Raw genomic sequence first — 21,609 nt, forward strand, 5'->3', positions numbered from 1 at the left:
AAGGCAAAGAATATGGAGATACGTATGGCATTTTTCTGCAGCGCAAATCCGCGCTACGCCGATTGGCCGCCCACCCCGGTGCACCGCTGGCCGTCGGCCCAGTGCGCCCAAGGCCTCGCGCTGCGATCGGCCCACGATCGCGCCTCACTCGCGCGTGTGAGCCGCCGCCGCGCGCGTCAATGGCCGGACGGCACGGCACCGCACCGGAAAGCCCTGCTGGGCTCCCCCACGCCGGGCGCCGCTCGCAAACCTGCCGGAGTACGCCCCCTGGGACGCCCCCTTCGGTCGGATCCGGCGGACTCCCCGCCCCGGACCCACAGCACCCCTGATGAGCTCTGCAGCCTCCCGGACAGCGCAGGAACGGGCCCTTCGGCATGTCGCGGAACTGGCGTCGGGCCCTCCGACGGACCCGGCATTGCGGTGACCTTCAACTTCCACCCGGACCGTCTGCTGCACGGCAAGCCGATCCTGGCCGCTATGGCCGAGGGCGGCGTCCACCACTCGCAGTTCGTCACCGGGACCGGCAACGGCGGCCTGACCGCGCGTCCGGGCGGCGACCGGTGGCGTGGGGAGAGCCGGATCTTCGACGGGGCGTACGACGATGCGGCCCTCATGAGCGGCCCGTCTACGGGACGTTGAACTTCCGCCGAAAGCCGGTCGGTGGGGCGCAGCGGTTCGGCTCGGCCCACTTCCGACTGACGCCCCGGACGCCGGCGCGGACCACGTTCTGCTACCCGGACAGTTTCCTCGAACCCTCGGATTTCGAAGAACTCCGACGCCACCCCGGCTACCGCGGTCAGGAATACGTCGACCTGGGCACGCAGATCGCGGTCGACGGCATGATCGATCCTCGGATCGTCGGAGACTCCGCACGTGCCGGCCTCCATGACCCCCAGGCGGTCAAGAAGGTGTGGCACTACCTGGCGCGATTCGGTGCCATCCACGTCACATCCGCAGCTACGCGCCGAACCCGGCCCCTCAACGTGGCCGGGTTCGACACCAAGAACTGCTCGTTACGTGGGCCTGCCCAGGAGACACCTGGGCCACGTCGGTGACCTGCTCCAACTACCAGGGCGGGTCCGACGAGATGACGGACGCAACCGGGAACGAATGCCGACCGTCGACGCGTCCCCTCGGAAGCTCCCCCGGCAGGGCAGCCCACTCCCCTGCCGGAGGGTGCCGTTCAGCGGCGGCGTGCGCAGGTCCAAGCCCCCATGCCCTGGATCTTGGCAAGTCTCCTCGCCGTCGCGATCTGCTCCGACTTTGTGGCGAGGTCCGCGCGTGGTGCGTACTTGCGGCCTCCTGCCGCATTCCAGCTCGACTGGGTGAACTGCAATCCGCCGTAGTGGCCGTTGCCGGTGTTCGCCCGCCAGTTCCCGCCGGATTCACACCGGGCGATGGCGTCCCAGTCGCGGTTCGGTTTGGAGTGCACCGCAGCGGCATCGGCCCCGGAGACGTTGAGCAGGGCAACGGTCAACAAGACTGCAGAGGCGAGCAGTCGGCCGATCACGCTCCGGCTTCGCCGGTCCTTGCGTTGGCTCGACATCAGTCCTCCTTCGCTGTTGGGGCGGGCCTGCCACGAACAGCGGGCGGGCCCGCGAACGACCACCTTCGGGCGGATGCCACAGCACAGCACGGACCGACGCATCTTCAGCGGCACTTACCGTCGGCGAAGGAGTGACGCCACCCGAACGGACGCTCTACGGCCTCTCGGGAGGTCTCCCCCACGCAGAAAGGACCCGCCCAGAAAGGTGACACGCCGAGGAGACGGCTCCAACCAGCGCGCCCTCCACGCCGACCCCGGCACTACCGACGCCGTCATCGGCGAGCACGACACCCACAAGACCACCCTGCTACGCGCCCACACTCCTCGGTCTCACCCCGCAGCCGCTCGCCGAACTCCGCCTCGGCCGGACCGACTTGCCGCGCCGGGTCCCGCACCGGCGCGCCATGGTCCGGCTGCCGCAGGGCGGGAGCCTGTCGCCGCGCCTGCCGCACGGCCCAACTCCGGCCGACGGCCTGCGCACCCACGGCTCGGCTGAACCGTAGGCCGCCGCCGAGCCCATCCCGTGGTTTCACCGACCGGGGACCACGATCTCGCGCTTGAGGATCTTGCCTGTGGGGCCCTTGGGGAGCTCGGCCGTAAAGGTGACGATCCGGGGGTACTTGTACGCCGCCACCCGGTCCCTGACGTACTCCCGGATCTCCTCGGCCGTCGCCTCGGCACCGGGCCGGAGCGCGATCACCGCTGCGATCTCCTCGCCGTGGAACGAGTGCGGCACGCCGACGACGGCGGCTTCGGCGACGGCCGGGTGCTCGTACAGCACCTCCTCGACCTCACGCGGGTACACGTTGTAGCCACCGCGGATGATCAGATCCTTCTTGCGGTCGACGATGAAGTAGAAGCCGTCCTCGTCGACACGCGCCAGATCACCGCTGTGGAACCATCCGTCGCGGACCGCCTCCGCCGTGGCCTCGGGGCGGTTCGAGTATCCCGTCATGAGGTTCTCGCCGCGGATCGCGATCTCGCCGACCTCTCCCGAGTTCACCGCGCCACCGCCCTCGGCGACGAGCTTCATCTCGACTCCGCGGACGGGCTGTCCGATCGAGCCCGCCTTGCGCGGGCGGTCCGGGTGGTTGAAGGCGGCGACCGGGGACGTCTCGGAGAGTCCGTATCCCTCCAGGACGGTGACACCGAAGCGCCGCTCGAAGCCGTGCAGCACCTCGACCGGAAGCGAGGCGCCGCCCGAGACGGCCAGGCGCAGGGCGCGGGCGTCGAAGCCTTCGGGGAGCTCGGCGTGGAGCAGCGCCGCGTACATCGTCGGCACGCCGAGGAACACGGTGACCCCGTCTCGGGCCATGATCTCCAGGGCGCGCTGCGGCTCGAACCGCGGCAGCAGGGTCAGTGTGGCGCCGGCGGCGACGGCCGTGTTGAGCGCGCAGGTCTGGCCGAAGGCGTGGAAGAGGGGCAGGCCGCCGAAGAGCACGTCGTCGGGTCCGACCCGAAGCAGCGTCTCGGCCGCGGTGGCGGTGTTGGTGGCCAGGTTCCGGTGGGACAGTTCGGCCCCCTTCGGCGTCCCGGTCGTGCCCGAGGTGTAGAGGATGAGGGCAGGGTCGTCATCGGTGCGGTCGACGATGCCGGGCATCGGTTCGTGGGCCCGCAGCATGTCGTCGAAGGCCAAGGGCTCGGTCACCAGGCATGCGGTTCCGGTCTCGGCGGCGGCCTTCGCGACCTCGTCCGCGAACAGAGGGAACACCAGTACGATCCGTGCCCCGCAGTCACGCAGGGTGAAGGCCACCTCACGGGCCTTGAGGAGCGGGTTCATCGGCACGACCACGGCGCCGGCCCGCAGGATGCCGTAGTAGACGACCGGGAACAGCGGCACGTTGGGCATGGTCAGCGCGACGCGGTCGCCGGGCCGGATGCCGCGGTCGAGCAGGAGGGCGGCGACCCTGGCGCTCGCGTCGTCCAGCTGGGCGTAGCTGAGCGTACTGCTGTCGTGGCGGACGGCGATGCGATCGCCCTGGGCCGCGGCGGAGTCCACGAGGAACCTGGCGAGGTTGGTCATGTCGGCATTCTCCTTGGGTTCGTCCCGGCCTGCGACGAGGCAGCCCGAGGGCGGATCACGTCACGAGGGGTGACCCCGGCGCTTGATCTCGGGCCGATCGTGGTCGCTGATCCTGGTCCTCGAACGTTCGCCGGCCCGGGGCGGTCGCCACGAGCGGACCGGGCCGGTGAACGGCGCCATGCTAGGTTGCCCACTCATCGCCGTGCTTGTCCTGGCGTGACATGAGACTTTTCTTTTCGGGACAGTCTTGGAGCGTGCACATGAGGCCCCTGGTCCGCACCGCAGCCCTCAGCGGCTACGTCGAGCTGTGCCGATCTCTCGGTATCGACCCTCAGCCGCTGATGAAGCGCGTGGGCCTGGACACCGCCGCCCTGGCGGTCCAGGACCGGTGGATCTCCGGCTCTGCCGCGGTCCAGGTGCTGGAGCTGTCCGCAGCCGCCACGGGTCACGAGGACTTCGGGTTGCTCATGGCGGAGTTCCGGCGCTTCTCCAACCTCGGCCCCATCAGTCTGGTCGTCCGTGAGGAACCCGATGTGCGGAGCGCACTGGGGCTGTTGATCCGCCACCAGCACATGTACAACGAGGTCCTGGACACCCGGCTGTCCGAGGGGGACGGGCTGGCCACGTTGAAGGTCGACCTGCGCCTCGGCGAAGCGATGGACACCCGGCAGGCCACGGAGCTGACCATCGCCGCCTACCACCGGATCCTGCGCGACTTCCTGCACACCCGGTGGCAGCCGCTCTCCGTTTGGTTCAGGCACCCTGCACCGGCGGACGTCTCGACGCACCGGCGCGCGTTCGGCCCCATCGTGGAGTTCGACCGCGAGTTCGACGGCATCGTCTTCTACGCGGGCGATCTCGACGCGCCCAACGCGATGGCGGATCCGCTGCTGCGCGAGTACGCCCACCAGTACTTCGAGGCGATCACCGTGCCCCGGGACACCAGCGCCGCGGACCGGGTGCGCGAGCTGATCGAGGTCCTGCTGCCGACGGGGCGCTGCTCGATCGAGCAGGTCGCCCGCAGCCTGGGCGTCGACCGGCGGACCGTTCACCGGCACCTCGCCTCCTCCGGCGAGACGTTCTCCTCGCTCCTGGGCGCCACCCGCCGGCACCTCGCGGAGCAGTTCGTCGCGAACCCGCGGCGATCGCTCACGGAGATCTCCGACCTGCTGGGCTTCTCGTCGCTGAGCGGCTTCTCGCGCTGGTTCCACGAGCAGTTCGGGTGCAGCCCCAGGGCATGGCGCAGCGCCAGGAGCCGGCCCCGGCCCCCAGGCCAGGACTGAGACCGCGGGCGGGACGGCTCGGCCGAGCCGTGCCGGCCCACGCAGCACGGCTCACGCGGCACGGCTCACCCGATGTCCCCAAATGACAAATTTTCTGTCCCTGAGAGTCAAGCGATCACCGTTGCCCGCCCCTACCTTGGCACCACCGCAGAGACGCGGTCGGCCGCCGGACGGGAGCGGGTTCCCCTATGCACGCTTCCGCCGGACCGGTCGATCGTACGAGGGCCGCCATGCGCCCGCTGTCCCCGGTGACCCGCATCCATCCTCGCCGGACATTCCAGCCCCTCGCCTCGCACGAGGCGATGCTTCCGGCGAGTGATCACCGATCGCACGAAGGAGACGGACCGTGCACTTCCACGACGACTCACTCTTCCCGGAGAACCAGGAGAAGCTGGTGATCCAGGCCGCTCCCTACGGGCCGGAGTGGCTGCCCGGGGACGCCGATGACCTCCCCCTGACGATGGACGAGCACGTACAGGCGGCCGTCGACTGCTACAACGCCGGGGCCACCGTGCTCCACATCCACGTACGGGAGCTCGACGGCAAGGGCTCCAAGCGGATGTCCAAGTTCAACGAGCTGCTGGGCCGGCTGCGCCAGGCCGTGCCGGACATGGTCCTGCAGATCGGCGGCTCGATCTCGTTCGCTCCGGAGGGCGAGGGCAGCGAGGCGAAGTGGCTGAGCTACGACACCCGCCACCTGCTGGCCGACCTCGACCCCGCGCCGGACCAGGTGACGATCGCGATCAACACCAGCCAGATGAACATCGTCGAGATCATGACCGACGACGATCTGGCAGGCACCTCGATCGCCAAGCCCGAGTACTACAAGGCCTACCGCGACATGGTCGTCGAGGCGGGCCCCGATTTCTACCTGGAGCACCTGGAGCGCCTGCGCGAGAACGGCATCCAGCCGCACTTCCAGCTCGCCACGCTGGCTCAGCTCGAAACCGTGGAGCGGCTCATACGGGCCGGTGTCCACACCGGCCCGCTGATCCTCAACTACGTGGCCATCGGCGGCGGTTTCGCGGGCCGGCACCCGGCAGACCTGATCGAGTTCGTCCGTCGCACCCCGGACGGGGCAGTCCTCACCATCGAGAGTTCCATGCGCGCCGTGGCACCGATGAACGCCATCGGCATCGCGCTCGGTGTGCACGTGCGCGTGGGCAACGAGGACAACCTGTGGCGGCGCAAGGGCGAGCGCATGAGCACCGTCGAACAGATCGAGCAGATGGTGCAGATCTCCGAGGCGCTCGGCCGCGACATCGCGACTGGCGCCGAGGCCAAGAAGATCTACAAGCTCGGCGAGTACTACTCCGGGGCCGACGAGACGCTGGCCCGTCTCGGCATGGTGCCGAACCGCCGTCCCGGTCAGCGCGGCCCCATGCTGCGCGTCGTCTGATCGCGGCACGGGGCCACCGCGCCACCGCGCCACCGCGCGTCCGCGCGCCCGCGCGCCCGCGCCGCCGCGGGGCTGCCGGGGCCGCACACCCGCGGCACCGGCGGCCCCGTCCTCTCTCCTCCCCACCTCCCACGAACAACGGAGCACGCCCATGGCTCACGCCATTCGCTTCAAGGAGACCGGCGGTCCCGACGTCCTGCGCCGGGAAGAGGTCGTCGTCGGCGATCCCGGCCCGGGCGAGGTACGGATCCGGCACGAAGCCGTCGGACTCAACTTCGCCGACACCTACTTCCGCAGCGGCCTGTATCCCGCACCGCTGCCCGCCGGGCTGGGTGTCGAGGCCGCCGGTGTGGTCCAGGCGGTGGGCGAAGGCGTCACCCATGTCGCCGAGGGCGACCGGGTCACGTACACCGGAAGCCCGCTCGGTGCCTACAGCACGGAACGGGTCATGCCCGCCGGCTCCCTGATCCGACTGCCTGACGGCATCCCCTTCGAAACCGCCGCCGCGATGACCATGCGCGGCCTCACCTCCGCCTACCTGTTGCGCAGGATCCACCCGCTGAAGGCCGGTGACACGATCCTGCTGACCGCGGCCGCGGGTGGTGTCGGTCTCATCGTCTGCCAGTGGGCCAAGCTGCTCGGGCTGACCGTCATCGGCACCGTCTCCACCGAGGAGAAGGCCGAGCTCGCCCGCGCCCACGGCTGCGACCACGTCATCCACTACCAACGCGAGAACGTGGCCGAGCGGGTGCGCGAACTGACGGACGGCGCCGGCGTCCCGGTCGCCTTCGACAGCATCGGCAGGGCCACCTACGCCGCCTCGCTGGCCTCGCTCCGGCGCCGCGGTCTGCTGGTCTGCTTCGGTACGGCGTCCGGACCGGTACCGCCGATCGACGCCATGCAACTGGCGCTCAGCGGGTCGCTGTTCGTCACCCGGCCGGCTCTCGCCGACTACATCGCCGACCCGGCGGAGCGGGCAGCCCTGGCCGGCGAGCTCTTCGACCACGTCGCCTCCGGACGTATCACCATCGAGATCAACCAGCGCTACGCGCTCGACGACGCCGTACGGGCGCACCGCGAGCTGGAGTCGGGACGGACCACGGGATCGTCCGTCTTCGTCCTCTGAGCCCCTGCCGGATCACGCGCATCTCCACCCTCTCCAGGAGGAAGCACCATGGAAAAGACTGTCGCTCCGCTGGAAGGCGCGCCCGCCCCGGTACGCGCCCACTCCCGCGGCTCGATCAAGGTCGAGCCGCTGACCTGCACCATCGGCGCCGAACTCGCCGGAGTGAACCTCGGCGACGCCCTGCGCGACGACGAGCTGTTCGCCGAGATCAAGGCCCTGCTCCTGCAGTACAAGGTGCTGTTCCTGCGGGAGCAGGACATCACACGGGCCGAACACGTCGCCTTCGCCGAGCGCTTCGGCCCGCTGGAGGCCCACCCGGTGGCCGGCAGCGACCCCGACCACCCCGGACTGGTACGGATCTACAAGGATCTGGACAGCGCGCCCGAGCACTACGAGAACGCGCTGCACACCGACGCCACCTGGCGCGAGAACCCGCCCATGGGCGCCGTGCTGCGCTGCGTCGAGTCGCCCCCGGTGGGCGGTGACACGATCTGGGTCAACATGGCCGAGGCCCACCGCCGGCTGCCGGAGCACGTCAAGACACAGATCCAGGGACTGCGGGCCCGGCACAGCATCGAGGCCGCCTTCGGCGCCGCCATGCCACAGGAGAAGCGTCACGCGCTGGCGGCGCAGTTCCCCGACGCCGAGCACCCGGTGGTGCGCACCCACCCCGAGACGGGCGAGCAGATCCTCTTCGTCAACGCCTTCACCACGCACTTCGTCAACTACCACACCCCCGAGAACGTGCGCTTCGGGCTGGACTACGCCCCCGGCGCGGGCCTCCTGCTGAACTACCTGATCAGCCAGGCCGCCGTACCCGAATACCAGGTGCGCTGGCGCTGGACGCCGAACAGCGTCGCCATCTGGGACAACCGCTCCACCCAGCACTACGCCGTCCAGGACTACTGGCCCGCCGTCCGCAAGATGGAACGCGCCGGGATCGTCGGCGACAGACCGTTCTAACCCTTTCCCTTCCCGCCAAGAGCAGTTGAGGTGATGACAATGGGGTTTCTCACCACTGCGGAACCCACCCCGGGCAGAACCGGTTCCGGTTCCTCGGAGTGGCCCGTGTCCCGGCGCTACGCCTGGACGGTCTTTGCACTGAGTTTCGGGCTCCTGCTCTCGGACTACATGTCCCGGCAGGTCCTCAACGCCGTCTTCCCGATGCTGAAGGCCGACTGGCTCCTCTCGGACGCCCGACTGGGCTCCCTCAGCGGCATCGTGGCGCTGGCGGTCGGTCTGCTCACCCTCCCGCTCTCGCTGCTGGCCGACCGATGGGGCCGGGTCAGATCCCTGGTCATCGCGGCCACGATGTGGAGCCTGGCGACCCTGGGCTGTGCGGTGGCGGCGAGCTACGACCAGATGTTCGTCGGCCGGCTCTTCGTCGGCATCGGTGAGGCCGCCTACGGCAGTGTCGGCATCGCCGTGGTCCTCAGCGTCTTCCCACGCGCACTGCGGGCGACGCTCTCGGGAGCCTTCATCGCCGGCGGGGCCTTCGGCTCGGTCCTGGGCATATCCATCGGCGGCGCCGTGGCCCAGGCGTACGGCTGGCGCTGGGCGTTCGGCGTGATGGGCGTCTTCGGCCTGGTGCTCGCGGGCATCTACGCCGTGGTGGTCACGGAGAAGCGGCTGGCCCCGCGGCGGGATCCGGCGGAGAGCGGGGCCGGCGCGGATGAACGCGAGCGCCTGCGTGTGCTCCTGCCGCGGCTGTTCTCCTCCGTCTCGGTGGTCAGCGCCTACATCGGCAGCGGTCTGCAGCTGTTCATCGCGGGCGCCCTGATCGCCTGGCTGCCCAGCTACTTCAACCGCTACTACGACATGCCCACCGCGAAGGCCGGGGCGACCGCGGGGCTCTTCGCCCTGTTGATCGGAATCGGCATGATCGCCGGCGGCATCGCCTCGGACCGGATCAGCCGGCGCGCCCCGATCCGCAAGTGGGCCGTCGCCATCAGCTGCAGCGTGGGCTCCTTCGTCCTGCTGATGACCGCGTTCCGCCTGCCGGCCGGCCCCGTACAGCTGCTGATGCTGGCGCTGGGAGCCCTGCTCTGCGCCGGAACGGCCGGGCCGGGTGCCGCCATGGTGGCGAACCTGACCCCCGCGGCCATCGCCGCGACGGCGTTCGCCACGCTCACGCTGGCCCAGAGCCTGCTCGGACTCGCCCCCGGCCCCGCGATCACAGGGATGCTCGCGGACCGGCTCGGTCTGCTGGGCGCGTTCCAGCTCGTCCCACTCGTGGCGATCGGGGCCACCGCGGCGTTCCTGATCGGCCGCCACTCCTACGACCGTGACGTACACCGTCTGACCGGGGTCGCCCCGGTGGCGGACCCGCAGAAGACAGAGGTGTCCTCATGAGCAGTACCACCGAGCCGGTGGTCGTGATCGTCCCCGGCCTGCGCGACCACGTCGAGGAGCACTGGCAGACCCTGTTGGCGGACCGGCTCACCGAGGCCGGGCGCAGCGTCCGCACCGTACCCCCGCTGACGCAGGACCGGCTGAGCTGCGAGGCCGGCGTCGCCGCCCTGGACAAGGTGATGGTGCAGATCGCGGGGCCCGTCGTCCTCGTTGCCCACAGCGCCGGTGTGATCACCACCGTCCACTGGTCCCGGCGGCACCCGTCGCAGGTGCAGGTGCAGGGGGCGCTGCTGGTGACGCCGCCGGACTTCGAGCAGCCGTTGCCGGAGGGCTACCCCACCCCCGACGTGCTCGACGAGAACGGCTGGACCCCGGTGCCCCGCTCGCCGCTGCCCTTCCCCAGCATCGTCGCGGCCAGCTCGAACGACCCTCTGGGCACCGTCGAGCGAGCAGCCGAGCTGGCCCGGACCTGGGGCAGCCGCCTCGTGGAACTCGGCGATGTCGGCCACCTCAACCCCGCCTCCGGCCACGGCCCGTGGCCGAGGGCGGAGGAACTCCTCCGCGAGCTCGAACACAGCTGATCCCGCGAAAGACGACGGCGCTGGATGAGGTCTGCGGCGCCGTCGACGACGTGGTCGGTTCCACCGGCGAGGCCGTCACCGACTCCATCGGCCCCGGCTCGCCCAGTCCATGGGCGAGGATGTCGGTCCGCTCGGGCATGATCGGCTCCGACCAGGGGATTGCGGCCCTCAGTGCACAGCACATGTCCGTATCCGGTGCGGAAGGAGTCGCAGACCAGGTCGTGTTCCCAGCTCCATCCGCGTTGCTGGATCACCGCGTCGACGTCGTGGTCGTGGACGCGCAGCTCGGCCAGCAGAGAGACGAGCTCGGCGACGGCCGCGGCGGTCAACGGCCGGTGAGCAAAGGCATGTACAGGTAGCGGCACGCAACCCACTCTGGAAGCGGCCGATCATGCCGAGATTCGTGAGCCGGATCCCAGCCGCACTGGGCACGTTGCCCCGTACCGGGCTGCGCAGTTCCAGGTGTACGCCGACAGGTGCAGACACGCAGACGTCGGCCTCGCCCTCTCAGGAATGCCGGTGATAGGCCTTGTTGGCGATGCGCCAACCGTCGTCGACACGGACCAGCAAGAAGATGTCGGTGAACGTGTCCGAGCCGTGCGAGAGCGTCATGGTCGCGGTCGCGACAGTGCCGTGGACATCGATGGTGTCGATACGGCGGGACCGGGTCGGTTCGTCGGGGGCCGGCCGGCCTTGGAAGAGAGCGCAGTATTCGTCCAGGGGCCACGAGATGAACGCGCCGTCCCGGATGCCTTCGATGTGGGCGGTGGGCAGGAACGCGGCCCGGAAGTGAGCAGGGTCGCCGGTGGCGTGTCCGCGGCTGTAGGCGCGGAGCGGTTCGAGCACGGCGTCCTGAACAGTGGGCACCGTGGCGGCAACGGCGATGTCTGACTCAGGGTCGGCAGGGGTGTCAGCCAGATTGGCTGCGCCGCGCAGAGGGGTGTTCGACGCGGCGGCCAGGAGAGACATGTCCTTGGCCAGCGCGCCGATGGTGAATTCAGCCGTGACCGCGCCCGACTCGCCGACGAGAAACGGGCGTTTACGGGTCACGAGGTGACCGAGCTGGCCGAGTTCGAGGACGTCCAGTGCCTGGGCGCGGGGAAGGCCGAGGGCGTCGGACTGCCGCAGTGAGTCGCGCAGCGCGAGGACGGCACCGGCAAGGCTGTTGTGGACGGCGATTGTGTGCGGTGAGGTCATGAACGCCAGATTGGTGCACGGCGATGGCTGCGACAAGCGCATCTATCGCAGGCCGGCTCTGCGTAATGCGCATATCAGCTGGTCAGTCGAGGATCGACCAGCTCGAACAAGAGCGCGCAACGCGGCGTGAGCTGGGGACCGTGCAGAGACCGAGTTACGGCACCGCCAGGCCCGGCTGCGCCTGGAGCGTACGGAGAGCAAGCTGGCCAGGGCGCAGCACGACCGGTACGCCGCCGGGCGGGCAGCTCCCGAATCTCGGCCCACATCCGGTCGACGGTCTCCTTCTCCTCCTCGGACCAGCCGGGGCTGGCAGGGACGTCGCCGCGACGGGAGTAGCGCTCCCCGCACGCCCATCCCAAGGGCGTTCAGATCGGTTTCGGAGGGCCAGTGCATCGCACACTGCGGCGTGATCGAATAGGGGATGACATCGTTCTGGACCGGCAACCGGGTACGCCTGCGCGGCATCGAGCCCGACGACTGGACGGCGTTCATGCGCTTCGCCGTCGACGAGGAGCGGTTGGGGGATGTGCTGCACCCACCCCGCTCCGCCGAGGGCTTCCGTGCCTGGGCGAAGGAGCAGGCCGCTGCCAAGTCCGATGGCGACTGCTTCGTGTTGGCAATCGAAGCAGTCGGCACGGGGGAGATAGTCGGTGCTGTCGGCTCGCACCACACTGATCCACGTGCGGGCTGGTTTGAGTACGGCGTGACGATGGGTGCTGACCATCGGCGCAAGGGCTACGCAGCAGAAGCCGTGGTGATGTTGCTGCGTTTTATGTTCGCTGAGCGGCGTTATCACAAGTGCGGGGCGCGGATTTTCGCCCACAACGAGGCGTCGCTGGCACTTCATCGCCGGCTCGGTTTCGTCGAGGAGGGTCGCCTCCGCGATCACGTGTTCTTCGCCGGTCGGCACCACGACCTCGTCGTAATGGGCATGCTCGCTGACGAGTTCGCGCAACTGCACGCGATGGGCGAACTTGACTGAGTTGAGCTCTGTGGGGGCGGCGGCGGTGGTGGAGGAGTCGGTAATTGGCCCGGCCATGACGTGCCCTTCGGCAGTGACGGGGCGGGTTCGGCGTTCATCACCACCTTGACCTGCGGTGTCGCCCTGCTGGGGGCGTCAAGCAGGCCCGGCACGAGCTGCTGGCCCGCTCCTGACCACGTCCGATGCTTCTCCGTCGGCCCCGATCACATTGGCCCTCTTCGGACGGGTGCGACATGAGGATCATCCATAACCGGAACCCGGACGACCCCGAGGCCTCACCCGCTGCCCCCCCCCCACTCGCCACCACGGCCACAACTGCCTCGGCTACGAGGCCTGATGCTCCGAGCCCCGGCTAAGGGCTGTCCCGTTATCGGCGTCCTGTTCGACGTAGGGTCTGCGAGACGGTGCGGCCGGCGCTGTTGTCTCGGCGACATGAGAGGGCATCGTTGAACCCGAACCCCATCTGCTGCTTCTGCTATCAGGTCATCGATCTCGACCAGGACGGGGCAGCGACCGAGCTCAGGCTCGGTGCGGTTGACCCGGTGCGAGGCGGTGCCGTGCGGCAGCAGGCCTATTCACACTCAGACTGTCTGCGCGAACAAGTCCACCCGAACATCGATCTGTGGTTTGAGCTCTGAGGCCAGGCTGACCTCCAAGGCTGCCGACCGTAGGTGCGATGATCCTGCGATGCCTCGCGTGATCACGGCGTCGGAACCGTCCTGGATAGCCCCGTTCACCGGGCTGAGCGCGCGCGACTTCCGCAAGCTGCTGACCGCGCTGCGCCGCGAGGGCGCCGACACCGTGCGGCCCGGGCGGCCGTGGGGCCTGTCCCTGGAGGACCGGGTACTGCTGGTCGCGGCCTACTGGCGCACCAACCTGACGTTGCGGCAGCTTGCGCCGCTGTTCGGGGTGTCCAAGTCGGCGGCCGACCGGATCATCGACCACGTCGGCCCGCTCCTTGCGCTCAAGCCGAGGCGGCGGTTCCGCAAGGACGCCGTGCTGATCGTCGACGGCACCCTGGTCCCTACCCGAGACCACACCATTGCCGAGCAGTCCAAGAACTACAGGTACTCCACCAACCACCAGGTCGTCATCGACGCCCACACCCGCCTGGTCGTCGTGATCGGCAGACCTCTCCCGGGCAACCGCAACGACTGCAGGGCTTGGGAGGAGTCCGGCGCCAAGGCCGCCGTCGGCAGAACGACCACCATCGCCGACGGCGGCTACCCGGGCACCGGCTTGGTCATCCCGCACCGCAGACCGCGCGGCGGAGAACTGACCGAGTGGCAGGCCGAGCACAACCGCGAGCACAAACAGGTCCGCGCCCGTGTCGAGCACGTCTTCGCCCGCATGAAGACCTGGAAGATCCTTCGCGACTGCCGTCTGAAGGGCGACGGCGTCCACCACGCCATGCTCGGCATCGCCCGACTCCACAACCTGAATCAGGCCGCGTAGCGGGACGGCCAGAGGTCGGCCGGCCCTGTCCCGACCCCTCAAAGATCAATTACGGGACAGTGCTTAGGAGCCGGAGCCTCCGGCCGACGTTCCTGAGTGCCGAAGAGGACCACTCGGCGGGTGTCCGAAGGGGCCTCAACGCCATTCGCTGGGAGCCGCGGGCGTTTAGCGTTCAAAGGAGCCCGAGGGCCGAGAGCACCCCGACGCACAGGAGCATGGAGCCGGCGAATGCGCCGCCCCCATAGAGAAAAGCCGGGCCCTTAGGGGTGAAAGGGGTGTGCTGAATCAGCGCAGCCACCATGGCCACGATGACGGACACCAGGGCGCAGATGACGACGAGCAGCACCTTGACGGCAAAGGAAATGTTCAACGGTCCGAAGTACCTTCCCGGCGATCGGACCGAAGGCGCACAGACCTCAGCCCGACCACCACGTATGCAACGTGTGGTCTTGCTGAGGCCCTCCGACGTATGGGGCTCATAGGGGGTGCCTTGCCAGGGCCAATTGGCGATTTCCGGTTCGGGTCAAGACGCGTGCGAGGGGGCCGCGTTGCCCTCGTCCTGGAACGTCGGGTCCAGGCTCGCCAAGTCTTTGCACTGCGCATCCGCCCTACGCGGATCCGTCACACCCGATCGTACTGGCTTCGGGCGCCCCTTACGCTGCAAAAGGGTCACCCTGCCGTCCTGGTTCACCGCGGCGGCTTCCTGGAACGCGACGAACCGTCCGCTCCGTGGTGAGCGGCAGGCAGCGCCCGAACCAGTGAACCTGAGCGCGTCAGTCCTTCTTGAGCAGCTCGTCAGCCGCTCCCGCACAACGGGGGAGCCTCAAGCGGGAGGTCGGCGTCCGCCTCGTAGTGGGGTTGGTCGCCGATCGTGTCCCGGTCCAGGGGGTACTGGGCGGCGCCGCGCCATCCGCACGCGCACACTGCCCCGATGGCCTCGGCGCGCGGGCGGCGGGCCCGGCCGTCGTAGGCCGACCAGGGTGGCCCGTGGGACGGCCGTAGACTCGCGCGCCATGGAAGAGATCTTCAGGCTCGGAGAGATCAGCTGCCCGTCGGGGACCCTGGTCGTCGTTGACGGCGGCCATCTGGGGTTGTGGAGCGGAGAGCGCTCGCCGGCGGAGATCGATCCTGCTCTGCTTGGTGTTGACGACCCGGCGAGGGCTGCCGACGTGCTCGACTCGGTCGACTTTGCCGTTGTCGGCCCGGACGCCTCGGCAGCGGCTCGCAGCTTCGACCGGCAGCCAGGTGCCATGCTCTACGACATTCCGGCCTCCCGTGCGGCGGAGCTTGGAAGGATGTTCGAAGAACATTGCCGAGCTGCCGGCCTGGACGCCTACCTGGAGGCGCTGCCGGGTCGCGAACCACATGCCCGACGTGTGCGCCGGACTGCCGCTGAAGGCGGCGGCAGTTTCCTGTTGTTCGGGGTGCCCGTCGTCGTAGTGGGAGGGGTGCCCCGCGACTGTCACCTGCCGGTGCTGGCTTCACGGGTCGATTTTGGCGACAGTGTCGGGCCGCGCTGGTCGGAGATGTCGATTCGCATGAGCGACGCCCGAGCGGAGTCATCCGTGTCACTGGGTGACATCGGCGTCGACTGGGCCCGGGTGCTCTTCGGGGATGCCGATGCCTTGAACGCCTGGCAGCACGACGAGCCTGTGGACGGCCTGGCCGACGTCGCGTTCTGGGGTGCTGCTGCCGACGAAGCCGCCGCCGCGTTCGCAGCACCGGAACTGGGCGAACCCGGCGAGGACGGGGTTCGTGGGTGGACTGGGCTGGCCGTGGCGGAGGCGATGAAGAAGGCTCGCGCGGTGATGAACTGGAAGGAGGAGACCGGGCACCGCCTGATGGTGGACTTCCGGCCGCATTCCCATCACTGGCAGGTCATGCGACAGGTTCGGGCCTCTGAATTCGAGGCCGGAACCGTGGATATCGGCGATGCCCGACTGCTCTGCGCGATGACGACCTGGGGCGACGGTTACTTCCCCGCGTTCGCCGACCTGGATGCCTCTGGCGCAGTGGTCGCGGTGCGGGTGAGATTCTCCGACGCGATCGAGTAGCCGGTTTCCCTCCGTCGCGGCTTGGGCCGTGAGCCGCGCTGATGGCCATACCCGGGACTGAGCGGGGGCGAGGAAATCCCGGCCGCCGGGTGCAAGCCACCGGAGTTGTTGGCGAAGATCTCCATCGGCCCGTCGCGATGGTGCGCGACGGCGAGGTGTTCGCCCCGACGCCGAAGTCGACCCACTGGCGCCAGGTGCCGTTCAGGTCGGGCTGGCATGTGTGGCGGAAGATGTCGTCGGTCAGAGCGAACAATTCGATCCGCCCGTCCGACGCGGGGGCGCCCGCCAGCCGAGCACTCGGCGGACCGGCCGGTTCCAGATCATCCGGTGCGTCCACGCGCCGGTGCCGGCGACCGCGCGGAAGGCTTGCGCTGTGACGCACCTCAGTACTCCCCACCGGGCCACCGTAATGACGGCCACCGCCTTGGCGCTCACCGCTCTGGCGCTCACCGCGCTGAGCACCACCACGAACACCGAGGCCCGTCGGGCGGCCGCCGGGACCCGGCACGAGACCGTCGTCGCCGGCGACACCGTACGCACCGACGCGGGTCCGGTCCGCGGCACCCGGTCGGGCGGGTACCGGATCTTCCACGGCATCCCCTACGCGGGCGCCCCGGCGGGCCGGCACCGTTGGGCGCCGCCCCGACCGGTACAGCCGTGGAAGGGGGTCAGGGACGCCAGCAAGCCGGGGCCGCTGTGCCCGCAGGTGCCTTCGCCGTACGCGCAGATTTCCAGCACGCAGGAGGACTGCCTGGTCCTGAACGTCACGACACCGCCCCCTTCGGCCCTGCGGCGGGCCGCGCCCGCGCCCGTGCTCGTGTGGATCCACGGGGACGGTTCCGTGGGTGGTGGCGCCCTTTTCGACGGACGCCGGCCGGCCGGGCAAGGTCTGGTGGTCGTCACCGTCAACTACCGTCTCGGCGTCTTCGGCGGCCTCGCGCTGCCGGGTCTGGAGGGGGCCGGCACCTTCGGTCTCCAGGACCAGCAGGCGGCGCTGGCCTGGGTACGGCACAACGCGCGGGCCTTCGGCGGTGATCCCGGCAACGTCACGGTGGCCGGCGTGTCGTTCGGCGCGTCAGCGGTCGCCGGGCATCTGACCTCGCCCGGTTCCAGAGGCCTGTTCCACCGCGCCGTCATGGCGAGCGGTGAGGCCATGATGGACATGCCGGCCGGCGCCATGGGCCCGGGCGTACCGGGATACCCCTGGTACGTCTGGCGGACCGGGCGCGAGATGGAGGACATCACCACCGAGATGACCTCGTCGCTCGGCTGTCGGCGCGACCGTCCCGAACGCACCCTCTCCTGCCTGCGCGCCCTGCCCGTGGAGACGATCCTCAAGGTGCCGTACATCATGAACGCCTTCCAGGCGTTCGGATACGGCAACGCCACCCTGCCCGAACTGCCACCCACAGCACTGCGGGCAGGGCGCTTCCACCGCGTACCCGTCCTGTCCGGCGCGACGCGTGACGAGCACCGCGTGTTCGTCGGGATGACGTACGACGCGGTGGGCAAGCCGTTCACCGAGACGGACTACGACGACGCGCTGCGCACCGCGTTCGGGGCGAGCCGGGCGGCGCGCGTGCGGGCCGAGTATCCGCCGACCGCGTTCGCCTCCCCCGGTCTGGCGTGGGCAACCGTGATCACCGACCGGATGTGGGCACGCGGCACACAGGCCCAGCACCACGCACTGGCACGACATGTGCCGCTCTACGCGTACGAGTTCGCCGATCGCGACGCACCGATGTACCTGCCGCTGCCGGGCGACTTCGACTTCGGCGCCTTTCACGCGGGCGACACCCCTTACCTGTTCGAGGACGAGGCGGCCGAGCGGCTGTTCACCCCGGCGCAGCGCCGTCTGGCGGCCACCATGACCGGATACTGGGCGGCGTTCGCGCGAACCGGCGAGCCCCGCGGGGCCGGTCTGCCCGCCTGGCTCCCGCATGGACCGGCGACAAGCGGGCGTCCGTACACGCAGTCGCTGTCACCGGAGCACATCGGGCCCGTCGACTACCACCGCGAGCACCGCCTCGACTTCTGGAGCCGTCTGCCCTGACCACCGGGCCGACCTGCTCGCCGCATGGCAGGAAACCGCCGTACCCCACCACCGGACGCTTCGTTGAACCGGAGAGGGAACTCTGAGCAACCGAGGAGCAACCGAGGAGCAACCACCGCAGCGTTCGATCGACAGAGAGATGAAGGCCCGGTTCCATGTCCCTACCTGTCCTGCCGATTCCCCGAACGGCCGGGAGCGTGCTCCTGACACTGGGCTACCGCCTCGCCGTGACATCGGGCCTGCTCTGGGCCGTGTACGTCAGCGGGCAGCATGCTCCCTCGCTCAGGCTCTGGGTGTGGACGGCGGGCGCCCTGGTCTACGGCAGATGGCTGCTCGCGCGCAGCCGCCTCGCCGCAGTGAGGCTGGGGCGGTACCTGCTGTTCATGGAACTGCTCCTCCAGATCCTCTTCTTCCTCTTGGCCGACGGCGCGATGGGCAGATGGCTCGCCGCGATCTGGCACGGCTCCGTTTTCGGCGCGGGGCTGCCCAGCGGGGTACTCCTGGTGGCCGTGGCTCTCAGCGGCCGGTGGGCATCCGCTCACCTCATCTCCGGAGGGAGCCGGTGGGCGTTCACCGGGCTTCGGGGCTGGGCTCTCATCGCCGCCAATCTGGTCAACTACCCGTACCAGATCGTGTTTCGGCCCGTCCCGCTGTTCCTTCTCGCGGGCGTGCTGCATCCGGAGCCCGACCTCCTCGCCGCGCTCGTCCCCCTGCTGGCCGTCGAACTGGCATTCGCTGCGGTGGATCGGCGAGCCATGCGGTCTCCGGCGGGTCTCTGGGGCGCGTGGTTCTGGCTTCCCCAGCAGGTCGCCCAGCGCCTCGGCACGGACCCGTTGCTGGGCGCCTGGCAGGCCGGCACATGGCTGAACGACGCCGTGCTCAGCCGCAGGGGATCGGCCGACTACACCCTCGTCACCAACACCTTGAGGCTGTGGCTGCGGGCCAGGGGCAACTCCTTCGCCATGTTGGGCAACCACCCCGCCGACCCGCCTCGGGAAGCCACCGGAGTCCTCCTGGACACCGCCAGGACGATGCTCGTCGCGGCCGGGAAGGCCGAGGAGCGACGTGCCCTGGCCCGCCGGGCAGGGGACGGCGGCCGCCACTACGCCGCCGCCTGCGCCCTGTTGGTGGCGTGCGAGGCGTACGGCGAACAGCTTTCGGGGCGCCAGGACCACGCGAGGACGCTGAACGCCGCCGACGCCTTCAAGAACGCGAAGGCCGACAGCTGGGCCTTGTTGTACGGGGCGCTGGCTGCGGCACGGTACGACATGGGGTGCGACGCCAACCGCGCGGCAGCCGTCCTGCGCAAGGCGTTGGAGGACACGATCGGCCGGGAGGAGAAGTTCCAGCACGCGGCCGTCAGAACGGCCGTGGCGATCGCCGCCGTGGTCGCGCACACCTTCGGGCGGCAGGAGGACACCGTCCGGCTGCTCGAGCGGATCAACTGCACGCCCCCGTACCCGGCGGAGATCCGCCGGATGACCGCGGAGCACTGGCAGCTCTATCCCTTGTGGGCCCGGCAGGCCCTGTGGGACCTGGCGTCGTTCGACGTGCTGGCCTACCAGCTCAACCGCGGCGGCAGGGAGGAACACCGGGAGGTCGACGGGCCGTTCGACCAGGCGTTGCAGACGCTGCAGGGATACCGGTGGGGAAAGGACCCGTCGGCCCTGCCGGGGATGAACTGGGCGGGTCTGTACGGCGATCGCTTCCGTCCCCCGGAGCATGCCGTGGTGGGACCGTTCGACCGCGTCGCCGCGCTCACCGAGGCGCGTGCCTGTCTCGACGTACTGCTGGCGGCTTTCGGCGGCGATCGGTCGTCCCAGAGCGGAATCCCGGCCACCGTCGCGCAGTTCGCGAGACTCCGGGAGGGACCGATTCCCCGCGAGGAGGACCCCGTCCACTCGTGGGTGACGCGCGGACGGGACGCGGAGGGCTACGCCTTCGCCTTCGTCGAGCGCGTCCGTACCCAGCAACTCGCCTATCTCCTCGGCAGGGCCTCCGCCCGGCCGGCGGCTTCGCCCCACCCCGGTGTCGCCACGCCGGCCGAGATGCTCGCCACCATGGAGGCGGCGGAGACGGCGTATGAGGCGCGGGTTCGGGACTCGGCCTGCCCGCAGGACCGTGCCGCGGGATGGCAGCGGGTCGCCGAGACGTACCAGGCGCTGGAGACGCTCGGGGCGTCCGCCTTCGCCGCCGCGGGGCGGGGACAGGCACCCTGGCTGGACTACCCCCAGGCGCGGGACTTCCTGCGGGAGTTGCGTGGCGCCGGCCATCAGGTTCTCCTCGCCCTGTACTGGCAGGTCGATACGCGGGTCACCATTCTGCTCGCCCGGCACGACCGCGACCGGCCCGTCGCGGTGACCGTGGAAATGCCCCCGGACGACGAACTCCGTCGGGTGCTCGCGGAGTTGAGCGACGGCCGGGCAGCAGGTCGGGGACCGGGCGCGGAGTCCGAAGGTTCCTCCTGGGAGGAGGTGTTCCGTCCACTGGTCGCCCCGCTCGTCGAACACAGCAGGGCGGGCGAAGTGCTCTGGCTCGTCCCCTCGGGCATCCTGCACCATGTCCCGCTGCACGCCGTACGGGTACGGGGCGTCCCCCTCGGCGACCGCAATCCGGTGACCGTGACTCCGAGCGCCGCGGTGATGACGCGGTTGCTCGTTCCGCGTCGCTCCGAAGGAAAGGGGTCGGTGCTGCTGGTCGCGGACAGTGACACCCGGCGACCTCTGGTGCATGCCCGTACGGAGGTCCGCGCCGCGGCCGCCGCGCTCCGGACCGCCGATGTGCCGCTGGTGGGCGCGCGGGCGACGAAGCGAGCCGTACTCGACGTGCTCGCCCGTGAGAACCACGACGTCGACATCGTGCACTTCGCATGCCACGGCCGGTTCCACGACACGACACCCCTCGACTCCTGGATTCAGCTGGCCCCGGACCCGCACGCTCCAGAGGCCGGGGCTCGGCTGACGGCCCTGGAACTGGGTGGGCTGCGACTCGACGCACGCCTGGTCACCCTCAGCGCCTGTGAGAGCGGGCTGGGCGACTCGTCCCTCGAGAACGAACGCCTTGGACTGGTCTGGGCCGTACTCCAGAGCGGCGCCCGTTCCGCGCTGGTCAGTCTGTGGCGGGTGGACGACATCTCCACCGCGCTCCTGATGCGCCACTTCTACGCGGCGCTCGGCGGCGGTGAGCCCCGTGCCAAGGCCTTGAGCTCGGCCCAGCAGTCTCTGCGGCAGACCACGGCGGCCGAGGCGCTGCGCTTCCTCGCGGAGACCCTGCGAGAGACCCCCGACGGGCACGAGGCGGCGCGGCGCGCAACACAGCGGCGCATGGCGGAACTCCTCATGCAGGCAGGGGCATTTGATGAGGCGCTCGAACTGCTGGAGACCGTACTGGGCCGCACCGGCCCCGAGGACCCGGACTACCTCCGGTTCCTGGCCGACGTCACGGTGTGCCGGCGCCGGCAGGCCCGTGTCGCCCAGGACGCGCCCGACCTCGGCCGCCGCGTCTTCGACCACCCCTACTACTGGGCACCCTTTCAACTGATCGGAGACTGGCGTTGAC

15 protein-coding genes and 2 pseudogenes are annotated in these 21,609 nt (G+C 69.8%); 13 read left to right on the top strand and 4 right to left on the bottom strand.

The annotated features are described in order from the left end of the window. Nucleotides 1-328: 328 nt before the first annotated feature. Nucleotides 329-1,055 (top strand): annotated as a pseudogene (locus OG373_RS06200) (DUF3626 domain-containing protein). 128 nt (nt 1,056-1,183) lie between these two features. Here the strand turns inward: OG373_RS06200 and OG373_RS06205 are convergent. Together OG373_RS06205 and OG373_RS06210 are read right to left on the bottom strand one after the other, a co-directional pair. Further along, nucleotides 1,184-1,546 (bottom strand): transglycosylase family protein, encoded by a 363-nt coding sequence (locus OG373_RS06205; protein ID WP_405436516.1) that lies wholly within the window; start codon nt 1,544-1,546, stop codon nt 1,184-1,186. 529 nt (nt 1,547-2,075) lie between these two features. Beyond that, entirely contained in the window at nt 2,076-3,569 is a 1,494-nt protein-coding gene (locus OG373_RS06210; protein ID WP_405436517.1) for a long-chain-fatty-acid--CoA ligase, read from the bottom strand. Between the two features lie 260 nt (nt 3,570-3,829). On the opposite strand from OG373_RS06210, the gene OG373_RS06215 reads away from it, so the two are divergent. The 7 genes from OG373_RS06215 to OG373_RS06245 all read left to right on the top strand — a co-directional run bounded on the left by OG373_RS06215 (nt 3,830) and on the right by OG373_RS06245 (nt 10,669). Further along, nucleotides 3,830-4,852, top strand: coding sequence for an AraC family transcriptional regulator ligand-binding domain-containing protein (locus tag OG373_RS06215; protein ID WP_405436519.1), 1,023 nt, complete (start codon nt 3,830-3,832; stop codon nt 4,850-4,852). Nucleotides 4,853-5,198: 346 nt separating this feature from the next. After that, a complete protein-coding gene (locus OG373_RS06220; RefSeq protein WP_405436521.1) occupies nt 5,199-6,251 on the top strand; it encodes a 3-keto-5-aminohexanoate cleavage protein in 1,053 nt (350 codons plus the stop codon). Nucleotides 6,252-6,402: 151 nt separating this feature from the next. Further along, the gene (locus OG373_RS06225) at nt 6,403-7,377 is read left to right on the top strand and encodes a quinone oxidoreductase family protein (protein WP_405436522.1); all 975 of its coding nucleotides are present in this window, start codon (nt 6,403-6,405) and stop codon (nt 7,375-7,377) included. Nucleotides 7,378-7,425: 48 nt separating this feature from the next. Then, a complete protein-coding gene (locus tag OG373_RS06230; protein ID WP_405436524.1) occupies nt 7,426-8,340 on the top strand; it encodes a TauD/TfdA dioxygenase family protein in 915 nt (304 codons plus the stop codon). A gap of 105 nt (nt 8,341-8,445) precedes the next feature. Beyond that, nucleotides 8,446-9,729 carry an MFS transporter gene (locus tag OG373_RS06235; RefSeq protein WP_405436526.1) on the top strand — a complete coding sequence of 428 codons (1,284 nt, stop codon included), beginning with the start codon at nt 8,446-8,448 and terminating at the stop codon, nt 9,727-9,729. Continuing rightward, the gene (locus OG373_RS06240; RefSeq protein WP_405436527.1) at nt 9,726-10,310 is read left to right on the top strand and encodes an RBBP9/YdeN family alpha/beta hydrolase; all 585 of its coding nucleotides are present in this window, start codon (nt 9,726-9,728) and stop codon (nt 10,308-10,310) included. The genes OG373_RS06235 and OG373_RS06240 overlap by 4 nt, the downstream gene beginning before the upstream one ends. 50 nt (nt 10,311-10,360) lie before the next feature. Then, nucleotides 10,361-10,669 (top strand): hypothetical protein, encoded by a 309-nt coding sequence (locus tag OG373_RS06245; protein ID WP_405436529.1) that lies wholly within the window; start codon nt 10,361-10,363, stop codon nt 10,667-10,669. Between the two features lie 148 nt (nt 10,670-10,817). Here OG373_RS06245 and OG373_RS06250 read toward each other — a convergent pair. Then, nucleotides 10,818-11,477: pseudogene (locus OG373_RS06250) on the bottom strand (nuclear transport factor 2 family protein); the annotation flags it as partial. 451 nt (nt 11,478-11,928) lie between these two features. Here OG373_RS06250 and OG373_RS06255 point away from each other — a divergent pair. After that, nucleotides 11,929-12,489, top strand: coding sequence for a GNAT family N-acetyltransferase (locus OG373_RS06255; protein WP_405436531.1), 561 nt, complete (start codon nt 11,929-11,931; stop codon nt 12,487-12,489). A gap of 687 nt (nt 12,490-13,176) precedes the next feature. Continuing rightward, nucleotides 13,177-13,944 (top strand): transposase, encoded by a 768-nt coding sequence (locus tag OG373_RS06260; protein WP_405436533.1) that lies wholly within the window; start codon nt 13,177-13,179, stop codon nt 13,942-13,944. A 172-nt stretch (nt 13,945-14,116) separates the two neighbouring features. Here the strand turns inward: OG373_RS06260 and OG373_RS06265 are convergent, their stop codons facing one another. After that, the gene (locus tag OG373_RS06265; protein ID WP_405436535.1) at nt 14,117-14,314 is read right to left on the bottom strand and encodes a hypothetical protein; all 198 of its coding nucleotides are present in this window, start codon (nt 14,312-14,314) and stop codon (nt 14,117-14,119) included. A gap of 643 nt (nt 14,315-14,957) precedes the next feature. On the opposite strand from OG373_RS06265, the gene OG373_RS06270 reads away from it, so the two are divergent. The 3 genes from OG373_RS06270 (at nt 14,958) to OG373_RS06280 (ending at nt 21,608) form a co-directional block, all read left to right on the top strand. After that, nucleotides 14,958-15,998 (top strand): hypothetical protein, encoded by a 1,041-nt coding sequence (locus OG373_RS06270; RefSeq protein WP_405436537.1) that lies wholly within the window; start codon nt 14,958-14,960, stop codon nt 15,996-15,998. 373 nt (nt 15,999-16,371) lie between these two features. After that, nucleotides 16,372-18,051, top strand: a complete 1,680-nt coding sequence (locus tag OG373_RS06275) for a carboxylesterase/lipase family protein (RefSeq protein ID WP_405436539.1) — start codon at nt 16,372-16,374, stop codon at nt 18,049-18,051. 197 nt (nt 18,052-18,248) lie between these two features. Further along, entirely contained in the window at nt 18,249-21,608 is a 3,360-nt protein-coding gene (locus tag OG373_RS06280) for a CHAT domain-containing protein (protein ID WP_405436541.1), read from the top strand. Nucleotide 21,609 lies beyond the last annotated feature (1 nt).

The sequence above is a fragment of the Streptomyces avidinii genome (assembly GCF_045161815.1).
Lineage (GTDB): Bacteria > Actinomycetota > Actinomycetes > Streptomycetales > Streptomycetaceae > Streptomyces > Streptomyces avidinii.

Bases quoted from the DNA above. Each gene is read 5' to 3' on its own strand.
- OG373_RS06255 (WP_405436531.1), top strand. From the start codon at position 11,929: ATGACATCGTTCTGGACCGGCAACCGGGTACGCCTGCGCGGCATCGAG.
- OG373_RS06215 (WP_405436519.1), top strand. From the start codon at position 3,830: ATGAGGCCCCTGGTCCGCACCGCAGCCCTCAGCGGCTACGTCGAGCTG.
- OG373_RS06240 (WP_405436527.1), top strand. From the start codon at position 9,726: ATGAGCAGTACCACCGAGCCGGTGGTCGTGATCGTCCCCGGCCTGCGC.
- OG373_RS06210 (WP_405436517.1), bottom strand. From the start codon at position 3,569: ATGACCAACCTCGCCAGGTTCCTCGTGGACTCCGCCGCGGCCCAGGGC.
- OG373_RS06260 (WP_405436533.1), top strand. From the start codon at position 13,177: ATGCCTCGCGTGATCACGGCGTCGGAACCGTCCTGGATAGCCCCGTTC.
- OG373_RS06205 (WP_405436516.1), bottom strand. From the start codon at position 1,546: ATGTCGAGCCAACGCAAGGACCGGCGAAGCCGGAGCGTGATCGGCCGA.
- OG373_RS06270 (WP_405436537.1), top strand. From the start codon at position 14,958: ATGGAAGAGATCTTCAGGCTCGGAGAGATCAGCTGCCCGTCGGGGACC.
- OG373_RS06225 (WP_405436522.1), top strand. From the start codon at position 6,403: ATGGCTCACGCCATTCGCTTCAAGGAGACCGGCGGTCCCGACGTCCTG.
- OG373_RS06230 (WP_405436524.1), top strand. From the start codon at position 7,426: ATGGAAAAGACTGTCGCTCCGCTGGAAGGCGCGCCCGCCCCGGTACGC.